The organism is Pseudomonas massiliensis, from assembly GCF_000826105.1.
In the GTDB taxonomy this organism is placed as follows: Bacteria; Pseudomonadota; Gammaproteobacteria; order Pseudomonadales; family Pseudomonadaceae; genus Aquipseudomonas; species Aquipseudomonas massiliensis.
On sequence record NZ_CCYK01000006.1, the window covers coordinates 138,962 to 151,265 of the forward strand.

Below are 12,304 nucleotides of genomic sequence, written 5' to 3' on the forward strand. Positions count from 1 at the left end.
TATGACCGTCACTGGCCGGCTGGTGCCTCGCGCTTGCGCACCAGCGTGAGGATGTCGTAGCTGGCCACCAGCTTACCCTGCTGGTTGCTCACCGCCACGTCCCACGCCACCACTCCCTGTGGCTCGCTCTTGGGGCTGCGCTTGCCCTGGTCGATCTTGCGCTTGCAGGTGAGTCGGGCCTGAATGGTGTCGCCGATGGCCACCGGCTCGATGAACCGCAACCCGTCCAGGCCGTAGTTGGCCAACACCGGCCCCGGCCCCGGCGAAACGAACAGGCCCGCCGCCGCGGACAGCACGAAATACCCATGGGCAATGCGTTGGCCGAATTGGGAATCCCGAGCGGCTAGTTCGTCGAAATGCATGTAGAAATGATCACCTGACAAGCATCCGAAATTGACGATATCCGCCTCGGTGACCGTGCGCCTATGGGTCAACAGGGATTCACCCACGGTCAGGTCTTCGAAGTGTCGGCGGAACGGGTGCACCTCGGTTTCGAGTACCTGCGCTCCCCGCACATACTCGCCCGTCACCGCCATGAGCATGCTGGGCGAGCCCTGCACCGCGGCCCGCTGCAAGTAGTGCTTGACGGCGCGCAGGCCGCCCAGCTCCTCGCCGCCGCCAGCCCGCCCCGGGCCGCCATGCTTGAGCATGGGCAGGGGTGAACCGTGGCCGGTGGATTCCTCGGCCGCTTCGGTATCGAGGATGTGCAGCCGCCCATGGAGCCGCGCTGCCGCTGGCACCACCTTCGCCGCCGTGGCCAGGCTTTCGGTCACCAGGGTGGCGACCAGGCTACCCTTGCCCCGGGCAGCCAGGGCGATGGCTTCGTCCAGGTCGTGATACCCCATAAGGGTGCTCACCGGGCCAAACGCTTCGATGTCATGGGCGCCGCCCGGGGCATGGGGGTCGTGGCTGCGCAACAGGGTCGGCTGGAAGAATGCGCCCTCCGCCACGCCCTCCCCCAGCGGCTCGAAGCCCTGACCATCGCCATACAACAATTCACTGCTCTGGCGTAGCTGCTCGACCCGGGCACGCACATCCGCTTGCTGCGCATGGGAGGCCAGCGCTCCCATCTTCACCCCCTCCAGGGCCGGATCGCCGATCACCACCTTGGCCAGGCGCTGGATCAACCGTTCGGCAACCGCCTCCAGATGTCGCTGCGGGACGATGGCGCGACGAATGGCGGTACATTTTTGCCCGGCCTTGGCCGTCATTTCCCGGGCCACCTCTTTGACGAAGAGATCGAAAGCCGGATCGTCCGGCCCGATATCCGGAGCGAGGATGGCGCAGTTGAGCGAGTCGGCTTCGGCATTGAAGGGTACGGCATTGGCCACCAGGTTCGGATTGACCCGCAGCCTGGCCGCGGTGTCGGCCGAGCCAGTGAAGGTCACCAGGTCCTGGCCGTCGAGCAGGTCGAGCAGGTCGCCCGTGCTGCCGATGATCAGTTGCAGGCAACCGTCCGGCAAGGCACCGGAGGCCAGCATCAGGCGCACCGCGGCCTCGGTGAGATAGCTGGTGGCCGTGGCCGGCTTGATGATGCAGGGCATGCCCGCGAGGAAGGTAGGGGCGAACTTCTCCAGCATGCCCCAGACGGGAAAGTTGAAAGCGTTGATGTGCACCGCCACCCCGCCCCGCGGCACCAGGATATGGGTACCGGCGAAACGGTTCTGCTTGCCCAGCGGCATGGCAGGACCTTCATGGAGCAAGTTGCCGGAGGGCAGCTCGCGAGCGCCGAGCCCGGCGTAGCTGAACAGGGTCGCGGTGCCGCCTTCGATATCCACCCAGCTGTCGGCCCGGGTCGCGCCCGACTGCCGGGAAAGCCGGTAAAGCTGTTCCTTGTGCTCGTTAAGGTATAGCGCAAGGGCTTTGAGCCGGGCGGCGCGCTGCTGGAAGTCCAGGGCGAGCAAGCCTTGAGCGCCTTGGCTCCGAGCATGCCTTAGCGCCTCGGCAAAGTCAGGCACCTCTTCGTGGGCGTAGGCAACGGGCCGGCCATCCAGTGCGCTGCGCAACGCCTGGGCCGGGCGCTGACCCTGCCAGCGGTTGGCGATCAGGCTTTGCAGAACGGGCGCTTCGGGCATGACAGTTCTCCTGAAAAGGGTCATCAAAGCTGGTCGAAGTCAAGTACGACCTTGGGCGATAAGGGGTAGCTTTGGCAGGACAGCACATAGCCAGCGGCCACTTCGTAATCCTCGAGGGCGAAGTTGGCATCCATCTCCACCTCCCCTTCGATCACTCTGCATTTGCAGGTGGAACAGACCCCGGCCCGGCAGGAATAAGGCAGTTCGGCGCCCTGGGCATTGCCGGCGTCAAGAATGCTCTGTTGGTTGCGAGCCATGGCGAAGGCCTGGGCGCGACCGTCGCTGATAACCGTGACGTCGCACAGCTCCGGCACCGCTTCCACAGAGCGGGCCTGACGTACCTGGCGCTTGCTGTCGTCGCCTCGGGCAGCGAAGAGCTCGAAATGAATGCGCTCCGGTGCCATGCCATGGACGCGTAGCTGGTCGCGCACGGTTTCCGTCATGGCCTGGGGCCCGCAGATGAAGGCCGCATCCAGTCCGGGGACATCCAGCCAGCGGGAAAAGAACTGGCCGCACTTATCGGCGTCGATGCGTCCGTTGTACAGGTCGATGTCCTGCTGCTCACGGCTGAAGACGAAGATCAGGTTCAGGCGGCCCAGGTAACGATTCTTCAGGTCTTCCAGCGCGTCCCTGAACATGGCCGAGCCACTGGACCGATTGCCATACAGCAGGGTGATCTGACTGTGGGGCTCGCCCTCCAGGGTAGACTTGACGATGGACAGGATGGGGGTGATGCCGCTACCTGCCGCCACCGCCAGGTAACGGCCATGCCGTGAAGCATCCAGCGGGCGACCGAACTGCCCGGCCGGCGCCATCACTTCAAGGCTGTGCCCTGGGCGCAGGGCTTCGTTGGCATAGGCCGAGAACAGGCCGCCGGCGACGCGCTTGACCGCTACCCGCAATTCGCCATCGTTGACGCCGCTGCAGATGGAATAGGACCGCAGCACCGCCTCGCCTGCCAACTCCGTGCGCACGACCAAGTGCTGGCCATGGCTGAAGCGGAACTGCCCAGCCAGATGATCGGGGATCTCGAAGGCAATGGACACGGCGTCGCGGGTTTCCGGACGTACCTCACGGATCCGCAGGCTGTGGAATCGGCTCATTATTGTTCTCCGTTAGCGAGGCCGTTCAGAGGCATTTGAAATAGTCGAAGGGTTCGCGGCATTCCAGGCAGCGGTAGAGCGCCTTGCAGGCGGTGGAACCGAATTCGCTCAGACGCTCGGTGTGCGAGCTGCCACAGTGTGGGCAAGCGATGACGGGCGCCTGGCCGAAGAGGCTGCGCTTGCTGGCACTGCCTTCGGGCGGCGCGATGCCGTAGGCGCGCAAGGCCTGGCGGCCGGACTCGCTGATCCAGTCGGTGGTCCAGGCCGGGGCCAGGCGCAGCTCCAGCCGCGGTGCGACAAAGCCAGCCGTCTCCAGCGCGCGGCGAATGTCTTGCTCGATCACCTCGGTGGCCGGGCAGCCGGAATAGGTGGGGGTGAGCAGCACCCACAGGTGACCGTCAGCCCAGCCAAGGTCACGCACAATACCCAGTTGCACCACGCTGACTACGGGGACCTCGGGGTCCATTACCGTTTCCAGCACGGCCCAGGCGCGGACCAGGTCCGTTGCGCCGCCAGCCCGGGCGCCGTGCTCGCTGGCGATCAGTTCACCAGGTCGCATCGGGATAGGCCCGTTGCAGGTACTGCATCTGAGCCAACAGCGGCCCAAGGTGTTCGCTGTGCAGGCCGCGCTGGCCACTCAGGAAGTTGGGCACCGCTGGCGCGGGCAACGGCAAGGTGGCCTGCGCCATTACCCGCTCGACCTGGGCCTGCCATGCTGCCGCGCGCCGGGCCGGGTCGCCGACGACGCCCGCCTCGGCCAGGCGAAGCTCGGTCGGCGTCGCTTCGGTCAGCTCGAAGGTGAAGCGCCAGAGTTGATCCACCGCGGCAAGCATTCGCCGGTGGCTTTCCTCGGTACCGTCGCCGAGCCGGACCATCCACTCTCCGGAACGGGTCAGATGATAAGTGACCTCCTTGAGCGCCTTGGCGGCGATACCGGCGATGCGGGCGTCCTGGCTGTCACTCAAGGCGGCTAGCACGGTGTGATGCCAGGCGTCGTAGAAGAACTGCTTGGCCATGGTCACGCCGTAATCGCCGTTGGGCTGCTCGACCAGCAGGAGGTTACGGAACGCGCGCTCGTCCCGACGAAACGCCAGGTCGTCAGGAGTGAGCTCTTCGGCCGAAAGGTCAGCGACATAGGCGTACCAGTTGCGTGCCTGGCCGACCAAGTCCAGCCCTACGTTCATCAGCGCGAGTTCCTCTTCCAGCGCAGGGGCATGGCCACACCATTCGCAGAGGCGCTGGCCCTGGATCAAGGCACTGTCGCCCAGGTGAAGCAGCCACTCGATAAGGTCTTCACGGTTCTCCATGGCACCCTCACATATGGCCGACTTCGGCCGGCAGCTCATAGAAGCTGGCATGCCGGTAGATCTTGTCGTCCGCCGGGTCGAACAGCGGGTCTTTTTCGTCCGGCGAAGACGCCGTGATCAACGCCGATGGCACCACCCACAGGCTGACCCCTTCACTGCGACGGGTGTACAGCTCACGGGCGTTTTCCAAAGCCATGCGGGCATCGGCGGCATGTACGCTGCCAACATGCTTGTGATTCAGGCCGTGCTTGCTACGCACGAAAACCTCGAAAAGGGTCCACTCAGCCATGTCGTTCTCCCTGCCTTCAGGCTGCGGTCTGGTTTTGATGTTTACGGGCATGGGCCGCCGCGGCTTCACGCACCCAGGCGCCCTCCGCGTAGGCATTGCGGCGGGTCTCCAGCCGTTCCCGATTGCAAGGGCCATTGCCCTTGAGCACTTGGTAGAACTCCTCCCACTGGATTTCCCCGAAATCGTAATGGCCACGTTCGGCGTTCCACTTCAATTCCGGGTCCGGCGCGGTACAGCCCAGCAACTCCAGTTGCGGCACTGTCTGGTCGATGAAACGCTGGCGCAGCTCGTCGTTGCTCTGCCGCTTGATCTTCCATGCCATGGACTGAGCGCTGTTGGGTGAATCGGCATCGCTGGGCCCGAACATCATCAGCGAAGGCCACCAGAAGCGATCGATCGCGTCCTGGACCATGGCCTTCTGGGCCTCGGTGCCTTCGCGCATCATGGTCAGGAGCAATTCGTAGCCCTGCCGCTGATGGAAGCTTTCTTCCTTGCAGATACGGATCATTGCCCGGGCATAAGGGCCGTAAGAGGTGCGCTGCAATACCACCTGATTGACGATGGCCGCGCCGTCCACCAGCCAGCCGATGGCGCCCATGTCCGCCCAGGTCAGAGTGGGGTAATTGAAGATGCTCGAATACTTGGCCTTGCCGGCATGCAGCTTGGCAATCTCCTGGTCGCGGTCGGCACCGAGGGTTTCCATGGCGCTATAGAGGTACAGGCCATGGCCGGCTTCGTCCTGAACCTTGGCCATCAGTTGCAGCTTGCGCTTGAGCGTGGGCGCCCGGGCGATCCAGTTGCCTTCAGGCAGCATGCCCACGATCTCTGAATGCGCGTGCTGGGAAATCTGCCGGATCAGCGTCTGGCGATAGGCCTCCGGCATCCAGTTCTTGGCTTCGATCTTGATTTCCGCATCGATCTTTTCCTGGAAAGCCCGCTCTTGCGGGTCCATCTCTTCCAGGCTTTTCAGGCGCTTGACGCCGGTGTCCACCAGTTGTGCGTACATGGAAGTCTCCAGGCTCATGGCGTGAACCATTATTAAAAGATACATCATCGCTAATCAAACACAGCATTTATGTATCACTTTACACCCCTATCATCTGCGCTCGCGACGGTCATGCACGTGGCAGGCCTTACCTTCGGATCGCTTGAGCGCATGGGGCATGAGCACCTTCACGTTCACTGAAATACCGATATGGCTCTTGACCTGTCGCACCAGCTCCATTGCAAGGCGCTGCTGGGTCTCGCCGTCCAGGTGGAGGTTGTCCGGACGCAACTCCACATGCAGGTCCAGATGATCGAGGTTACCATTGCGGTACAAATGCAGCTCATAATGAGGCGAAAACTGTGTCGTTTTAAGCACCAGTTCTTCGAATTGAGTTGGAAAGACGTTGACCCCGCGCACGATCAACATGTCGTCGCTGCGCCCGGTGATCTTGTCGATGCGCCGCATGGGCCGCGCCGTGCCAGGAAGCAAGCGGGTGAGATCGCGCGTGCGGTAGCGCACCATAGGCAGCGCTTCCTTGCTCAAGGACGTGAACACCAGTTCGCCGTATTGGCCGTCCGGGAGTACCTCGCCGCTGATCGGATCGATGATCTCCGGGTAGAAGTGATCTTCCCAGACCGTCGGGCCGTCCCGGGTCTCCAGGCACTCCATGGCCACGCCGGGGCCCATGATCTCCGAGAGTCCATAGATATCCAGGGCGACTATGCCCAGCCGTTCCTGTACGGCGTGGCGCAGCTGATCGGTCCAGGGTTCAGCGCCGAAGATCCCAAGGCGCAGGGCCAGGCCACGGGGGTCGATGCCCTGGCGTTCGATTTCATCGGCCAGGTTGAGCATGTACGACGGCGTAACCATGATGATGTCTGGTTGCAGGTCACGAATCAGCTGAACCTGCTTTTCCGTCTGTCCGCCAGACATGGGAATGACCGTGCAGCCCAATCGCTCGGCACCGTAATGAGCGCCCAGGCCGCCGGTGAACAGCCCGTAGCCGTAGGCGACATGGACCTTGTCACCCTTGCGCCCGCCGCCAGCGCGGATGGACCGGGCAACCAGGCTGGCCCAGTTGTCGATATCCGCCTGGGTGTAGCCCACCACCGTTGGCTTGCCAGTGGTCCCGCTGGAGGCATGCAGGCGCACGATCTCGCTCTGGGGCACGGCGAACATTCCGAAGGGATAGTGCTCCCTTAAATCGCTTTTGACGGTAAAGGGGAACAGCGCCAGGTCCGCCAGGCTTTTCAAGTCCTGGGGAAGTACGCCACGCTCAGCGAAGCGTTGACGATACAAGGCCACATTGTCGTAGGCATGTTGCAGGGACCAGCGCAGGCGCCTGAGCTGATGGGCGCGCAGTTCGTCGACGCTGGCGGTTTCCAGAGGGTCCAGCAGCGGGCGATTGGCATCGAGGTACAGGTTCATGGCTTACCCTGTTGTTCTTGTTGGTAACCGGAGAGCTGAATGGCCGCCTGAGTCATTCCCACAGGATTGAAGGTACGGTATGGAATCGCTCACCCATCGCACTCAGGCGCCTGAGCAGAAGCGAGGGCCGGTAGCGGCTCTCGCCATAAGCCTTTTGCAGGTTTTCCAGCACCCTGAGCACGAACGGCAGCCCAAGGGCATCGGCCCAGGCCAGTGGGCCCTGGGGGTAATTGACGCCAGCGCGCATGGCCGTGTCGATATCGGCGGCCGAGGCGACCCCCTGGAGCACCGTATCCGCCGCTTCGTTGATGAGCATCGCGATGGTCCGCAGCACGGCCAGCCCGGGCGTATCAGCCAGCACCGCCACATCGAAGCCTGCCTGCTGCAGCACGCCTATAATCTGCATGCGCCCCTGCTCGCTCATCGGGCCGAAACTTATTCCCAAGGCGCCGGCCTTGCTGTAGTCAAGCGCCAGGTCGAAGGTTGCAAGGTTGGCCAGCCCCTCAGCCTCGGCCCGCTCCCAGGCCAGGCGGCCATCGGCCAATACCAGCGCCGCCTCGCCGACGCGCAATACCCCTGCCCCAGGGCGCTCCTCTATCTGCACACCCTGCTGACGCAAACGGGCCACCAACGGTTGGGCCGGCCCCAGATGGCCCTCCAGCACGCATTCGACCTGTGGCTCGCTCGCCTGCGCCCACCCCGGCGCCGGCACTTCTGTCGCATCGCCATAGACATAAAAGCCTTGGCCGGACTTGCGCCCAAGGCGACCGGCGTCCACCAGCTCTTTCTGCAACATCGACGGTTGGAACCGCGGGTCGCCGTAGAAGGCGCTGAACACCGAGCAAGTCACCGCGTAGTTGACATCGTGGCCGATGAAATCCATCAGCTCGCAAGGCCCCATGGGAAAGCCCCCCGCCTGCCGAAGCAAGGCGTCGAGGGTGACGCAGCTGGCCGCCCCTTCCTGAAGCAGGCGCAGGCTTTCGGCATAGAAGGGCCGGGCAACCCGGTTCACGATGAAACCCGGCGTGGACCTGGCATGGACGGGTTTTTTGCCCCAGCGCGCAGCCATGGCATGAAGCGCCTCGGCCACGCATGGCGCCGTGGCCAGGCCAGAGACTACCTCGACAAGCGCCATGACCGGCGCCGGATTGAAGAAGTGCAGCCCGGCGACCCGCTCAGGGTGCCGCAGGGGCGCGGCCAGGGCGCTGATCGAAATGGAAGAGGTGTTACTGGCCAGGACGGCACCCGCCTTGCATATCCGCTCCAGCTCGGTGAACAACCCCTGCTTGGCGGCCAGGTCTTCGACAATGGCTTCGATTACCAGACTGGCATCGGCTACCTGCTCCAGCGTGGTTACCGCCTGCAAGCGGGACAACGCCTGGTTTTGCGCCTCGGCGCTGAGCCGCCCTTTCGCCACTTGCCGCTCCAGCTGTGCGGCAATGCTGGCGATGGCTTGGCTGGCAGCTTCCGGGCGCATGTCATGCAGTAGCACCCGATGGCCCGCCTGGGCGGCGACCTGGGCGATACCAGCCCCCATGGCCCCTGCCCCTACGACCGCGACTAAGATGTCTTCCGTGATCCACGTCATGTCAGCACCCCTTGAAGGTGGGCGTGCGCTTGGCCATGAAAGCGCTGACGCCTTCTCGGTAATCCTCGCTGCGCCCCGCCAGTCGCTGCAGGTCCCTTTCCAGGCTCAGCTGTGTCTGGAAGTCGTTGTCCAGGCTGGCATGCAGGGCGCGCTTGATCAGGCCCAGACCATGGGTGGGCTGGGTCGCCAGATGGCGGGCCAGGGCCATGGCTTCGTCTCGCAGCACCTGGTCATCGACGACCTTGTAGATCAGCCCCAGGCCTTGGGCGTCTTCCGCGCTCAAGCGCTCACCGAGCAAGGTCAAAGCCTTCGCTCGTGCCATGCCTACCAAACGAGGCAGCATCCAGGTACCGCCCGAATCGGGGATCAGGCCAATCTTGCAGAACGCCTGGATGAAACTGGCTGAACGCCCCGCCAGGACCAGATCGCAGGCCAGGGGAATATTGGCGCCCGCTCCGGCTGCTACGCCGTTGACGGCACATATCACAGGCACGGGCAGTTCGGTGAGCGTACGCGCCAGAGGGTTGTAGAAGCGCTCGATGGAAGCTCCCAGATCAGGCACCTCGGCGTCGGGCGCGACCGCGCGCTCGGCCAGGTCCTGGCCCGCGCAGAAGCCACGGCCTTCGGCGGTCAGGAGTAGAACGCGTAGGCTGCTGTCTCGGCGCAGCCGGGCCAGGGCATCGAGCACCTCGTCCTGCATGCGACTATTGAAGCTGTTGAGCTGGTCGGGACGGTTCAAGCTCAGGTGGGCGACCCCGCCCTCGATACTGAACAGGATATGCTGGTAAGTCATGGCGTGACGTCCTTATCAGCGGCCGTTGAAGACAGCCGGGCGTTTTTCCTGGAAGGCGCGGATGCCTTCTGTACGGTCGACGGTGCCGGCCAGCAAGGCAAAGGCCTGGCGTTCAAAGCGAAGGCCACTGGCCAGGTCCATGTCCATGGCCTTGAGCAGGGCTTCCTTGGCCAGGCGAACTGCAACCGGGGCCTTGGCGGCGATGGTCCGGGCCATCTCCAGGGCACGCTCGACAGTCAGCTCTGCCTGGGTGATCTCGCTGACCAGCCCCGCGGCCAGGGCCTGACGAGCATCGATAGGCTGGCCGGTAAGCACCATTTGCATGGCCAGGGATTTGCCCACTACCCGCATCAGGCGTTGAGTGCCACCGGCGCCTGGGATGATGCCCAGGTTGATTTCCGGCTGCCCGAAGCGGGCGCTATGCCCGGCGATGATGACATCGGCGTGCATGGCCAACTCGCAACCGGCACCGAGGGCCAGGCCGTTGACCGCGGCAATCAGAGGCTTGGGGCAGCTCGCGATGCGCTGCCAATGGCCGACGCGAGGGTCCTCGAGCATGCCTAGCATGTCCCGCCCGGCCATTTCGTGAATGTCAGCGCCTGCCGCGAAGGCACGGGCCGAACCAGCGATGACCAAGACACGGACCTCAGGATCCCTGGCTGCCTCTTCCATGGCATCGGCCAATGCCTTCAACAGGGCGTCATCCAGCGCATTCAGGGCTTCTGGCCGGTGCAGCGTAAGCAGGCGGACACCGGGGCGTGGATTATCGACCAGCAGTGGGTGAGGCATGGGACCTCCTGGCTTCGGGCGGCTTGGGCCCGTCATTGGAATTATGCCGGAGCGTTACCGCGGCCCCGATTGCGATCAACGTTGCCAGACGTGATACGGAATTTCAATATAAATTTATTTATTTGTATCTATTGATCGATTATCAGATATCACCGTCTCCGGGAGACCCGGAGTTTTTAGCCAAGAACCGGCCCCCAAGAACCGATACAAAATTCTTTCTTATTGGCCATAAATCGGTCTATAAGACACCTATCCCTACCAGGAGCGTCCAATGCCTTGCTATAGCCTCGATGGCCTGCGGCCGGTGGTTGATCCCACCGCCTACGTCCACCCAACCGCCGTACTGATCGGCGACGTGATCATCGGTCCTGGCTGCTATGTGGGCCCCTTGGCCTCCCTGCGCGGCGACTTTGGACGGATCGTGCTGGAGGAAGGCGCGAACCTACAGGACACCTGCGTGATGCATGGCTTTCCCGACAGCGACACCGTGGTGGAACGCAACGGCCATGTAGGCCATGGCGCGGTGCTCCATGGATGCCGCATCGGAGCCGATAGCCTGGTGGGCATGAATGCGGTGGTGATGGACAACGCTCGGATAGCGGAGCGCTGCATCGTGGCGGCCACAGCCTTCGTGAAAGCGGGATTCGAATGCGCGCCGCAAAGCTTGATCATGGGCGCGCCAGCGGTGGTCAAGCGCTCGCTGGGCGACGGGGAGCTGGCCTGGAAAGCGCGCGGTACCGAGGAATACCAGGCGCTGGCCCGCCGCTGCCTGGCCAGCCTGGTGCCCTGCGAACCCTTGACCGCAGTCGAGGCCGAGCGGCCGCGCCCGGGGGATAGCGGTTTTCGCCCCAAGCCTGAGGGCAGCGCATGAGCGACCGGTTCGATACCGGGTTGGCATCGGCCGAGGCGCCAGCTGTTATAGTGCGGCCCCCGGTAGGCCTCAGGAACAGCATGAGCACTTTCGCCCCACTCACTGCCTTGATGCAGCGATTCGCGCAACAGACGCCACTGCGCGCCAGCTCCCTGATCATCACCTTGTACGGTGACGCCATCGAGCCCCATGGCGGCACCGCATGGCTGGGCAGCCTGGCCGCCTTGCTGGAGCCAATGGGGATCAATGAACGCCTGGTGCGCACCTCGGTATTCCGCCTCGCCAAGGAGCAGTGGCTGACCGCCGAGAAGGTCGGGAGGCGCAGTTACTACAGCCTGACCGGCGTCGGCCGTCGCCGTTTCGAAACGGCCTTTCGCAAGGTCTATAGCGCTGGGTCGCCTGCCTGGGACGGCAGCTGGCATCTGGTGATGCTGCCCAGGGCGACTCCGGAAAAACGCAGGCAGGTACGCGAGGAGCTGGAGTGGCAGGGTTATGGCCTGCTGGCCCAGGGCGTCATGGCCAGTCCGCGCGCCGAACGCACGGACCTTCTGGCCACCTTGCGCGAGCAAGGCGTGGAAGACGAAGCCATCGTATTCCGTACCGAAGCCCTCGACACCCTGGCGGCCAAGGCACTTCGCGTGCAGGTACGGGAAAGCTGGAACCTCGATGCCCTGGGCCAGCACTATGAGGAATTCCTGAGCCTGTTCCGGCCGCTTTGGGCGGCCATCAGGGAAGCGGTCGAACTGTCACCCCAGGAGTGCTTCCTAGCAAGGCTCTTGCTCATCCATGAGTATCGCAAGCTCGTGCTGCGCGACCCTGAATTGCCGGAGGCGCTGCTGCCCAGCGGCTGGGAAGGTCGGGCGGCGCGGCAGCTGTGCCGCAACCTGTACCGCGTGCTCTGCCCAGGCGCCGAACAATGGTTGAGCCAAGCCCTGGAAACCGCGGATGGCCCGGTCCCTGGGCCGATGGAGAGTTTTTTCCGCCGGTTCGGAGGCTTGGCCGACTAGTGGCCACCGGATAGGCGCGCTGACGTGGTTACCTTCGCCAGATCAGCGCCAAGCGTCTTCTGGCTT

General features: G+C 63.8%; 12 protein-coding genes. 2 read left to right on the top strand and 10 right to left on the bottom strand.

The genetic code is table 11. The annotated features are described in order from the left end of the window. Positions 1-8: 8 nt before the first annotated feature. From paaZ to paaF, 10 genes are all read right to left on the bottom strand, one after another. The gene (gene paaZ, locus BN1188_RS06685; RefSeq protein WP_040260666.1) at positions 9-2,075 is read right to left on the bottom strand and encodes a phenylacetic acid degradation bifunctional protein PaaZ; all 2,067 of its coding nucleotides are present in this window, start codon (positions 2,073-2,075) and stop codon (positions 9-11) included. A gap of 23 nt (positions 2,076-2,098) precedes the next feature. Continuing rightward, positions 2,099-3,178, bottom strand: a complete 1,080-nt coding sequence (gene paaE, locus BN1188_RS06690) for a 1,2-phenylacetyl-CoA epoxidase subunit PaaE (protein ID WP_040260667.1) — start codon at positions 3,176-3,178, stop codon at positions 2,099-2,101. 25 nt (positions 3,179-3,203) lie between these two features. Further along, on the bottom strand, positions 3,204-3,737 hold the full coding sequence (gene paaD, locus BN1188_RS06695; protein WP_040260668.1) for a 1,2-phenylacetyl-CoA epoxidase subunit PaaD: 534 nt from the start codon (positions 3,735-3,737) through the stop codon (positions 3,204-3,206). Then, positions 3,724-4,485, bottom strand: a complete 762-nt coding sequence (gene paaC, locus BN1188_RS06700; protein WP_040260669.1) for a 1,2-phenylacetyl-CoA epoxidase subunit PaaC — start codon at positions 4,483-4,485, stop codon at positions 3,724-3,726. The genes paaD and paaC overlap by 14 nt, the downstream gene beginning before the upstream one ends. 7 nt (positions 4,486-4,492) lie before the next feature. Further along, the gene (gene paaB / locus BN1188_RS06705; RefSeq protein WP_040260670.1) at positions 4,493-4,774 is read right to left on the bottom strand and encodes a 1,2-phenylacetyl-CoA epoxidase subunit PaaB; all 282 of its coding nucleotides are present in this window, start codon (positions 4,772-4,774) and stop codon (positions 4,493-4,495) included. Positions 4,775-4,790: 16 nt separating this feature from the next. Beyond that, positions 4,791-5,780, bottom strand: a complete 990-nt coding sequence (gene paaA / locus BN1188_RS06710) for a 1,2-phenylacetyl-CoA epoxidase subunit PaaA (RefSeq protein WP_040260671.1) — start codon at positions 5,778-5,780, stop codon at positions 4,791-4,793. Between the two features lie 90 nt (positions 5,781-5,870). Beyond that, positions 5,871-7,190, bottom strand: a complete 1,320-nt coding sequence (gene paaK / locus BN1188_RS06715; RefSeq protein ID WP_040260672.1) for a phenylacetate--CoA ligase PaaK — start codon at positions 7,188-7,190, stop codon at positions 5,871-5,873. Between the two features lie 52 nt (positions 7,191-7,242). Next, positions 7,243-8,778, bottom strand: a complete 1,536-nt coding sequence (paaH, locus tag BN1188_RS06720; protein WP_040260673.1) for a 3-hydroxyacyl-CoA dehydrogenase PaaH — start codon at positions 8,776-8,778, stop codon at positions 7,243-7,245. A gap of 1 nt (position 8,779) precedes the next feature. Next, positions 8,780-9,571 carry a 2-(1,2-epoxy-1,2-dihydrophenyl)acetyl-CoA isomerase PaaG gene (paaG, locus tag BN1188_RS06725; RefSeq protein WP_040260674.1) on the bottom strand — a complete coding sequence of 264 codons (792 nt, stop codon included), beginning with the start codon at positions 9,569-9,571 and terminating at the stop codon, positions 8,780-8,782. A 15-nt stretch (positions 9,572-9,586) separates the two neighbouring features. Next, positions 9,587-10,360, bottom strand: a complete 774-nt coding sequence (gene paaF, locus BN1188_RS06730; RefSeq protein WP_040260675.1) for a 2,3-dehydroadipyl-CoA hydratase PaaF — start codon at positions 10,358-10,360, stop codon at positions 9,587-9,589. A 271-nt stretch (positions 10,361-10,631) separates the two neighbouring features. Between paaF and paaY the strand changes: the two genes are divergently transcribed. Next, complete coding sequence (gene paaY / locus BN1188_RS06735) at positions 10,632-11,231, top strand: phenylacetic acid degradation protein PaaY (RefSeq protein ID WP_040260676.1); 600 nt, start codon at positions 10,632-10,634, stop codon at positions 11,229-11,231. 80 nt (positions 11,232-11,311) lie between these two features. Beyond that, positions 11,312-12,238: a phenylacetic acid degradation operon negative regulatory protein PaaX gene (gene paaX, locus BN1188_RS06740; RefSeq protein WP_040260677.1), complete on the top strand. Its 927-nt coding sequence runs from the start codon at positions 11,312-11,314 to the stop codon at positions 12,236-12,238. Positions 12,239-12,304: the final 66 nt, after the last annotated feature.

Excerpts from the sequence above, each read along its gene's own strand:
- paaZ (WP_040260666.1), bottom strand. The coding sequence starts at position 2,075 with ATGCCCGAAGCGCCCGTTCTGCAAAGCCTGATCGCCAACCGCTGGCAG.
- paaE (WP_040260667.1), bottom strand. The coding sequence starts at position 3,178 with ATGAGCCGATTCCACAGCCTGCGGATCCGTGAGGTACGTCCGGAAACC.
- paaD (WP_040260668.1), bottom strand. The coding sequence starts at position 3,737 with ATGCGACCTGGTGAACTGATCGCCAGCGAGCACGGCGCCCGGGCTGGC.
- paaC (WP_040260669.1), bottom strand. The coding sequence starts at position 4,485 with ATGGAGAACCGTGAAGACCTTATCGAGTGGCTGCTTCACCTGGGCGAC.
- paaB (WP_040260670.1), bottom strand. The coding sequence starts at position 4,774 with ATGGCTGAGTGGACCCTTTTCGAGGTTTTCGTGCGTAGCAAGCACGGC.
- paaA (WP_040260671.1), bottom strand. The coding sequence starts at position 5,780 with ATGTACGCACAACTGGTGGACACCGGCGTCAAGCGCCTGAAAAGCCTG.
- paaK (WP_040260672.1), bottom strand. The coding sequence starts at position 7,190 with ATGAACCTGTACCTCGATGCCAATCGCCCGCTGCTGGACCCTCTGGAA.
- paaH (WP_040260673.1), bottom strand. The coding sequence starts at position 8,778 with ATGACGTGGATCACGGAAGACATCTTAGTCGCGGTCGTAGGGGCAGGG.
- paaG (WP_040260674.1), bottom strand. The coding sequence starts at position 9,571 with ATGACTTACCAGCATATCCTGTTCAGTATCGAGGGCGGGGTCGCCCAC.
- paaF (WP_040260675.1), bottom strand. The coding sequence starts at position 10,360 with ATGCCTCACCCACTGCTGGTCGATAATCCACGCCCCGGTGTCCGCCTG.
- paaY (WP_040260676.1), top strand. The coding sequence starts at position 10,632 with ATGCCTTGCTATAGCCTCGATGGCCTGCGGCCGGTGGTTGATCCCACC.
- paaX (WP_040260677.1), top strand. The coding sequence starts at position 11,312 with ATGAGCACTTTCGCCCCACTCACTGCCTTGATGCAGCGATTCGCGCAA.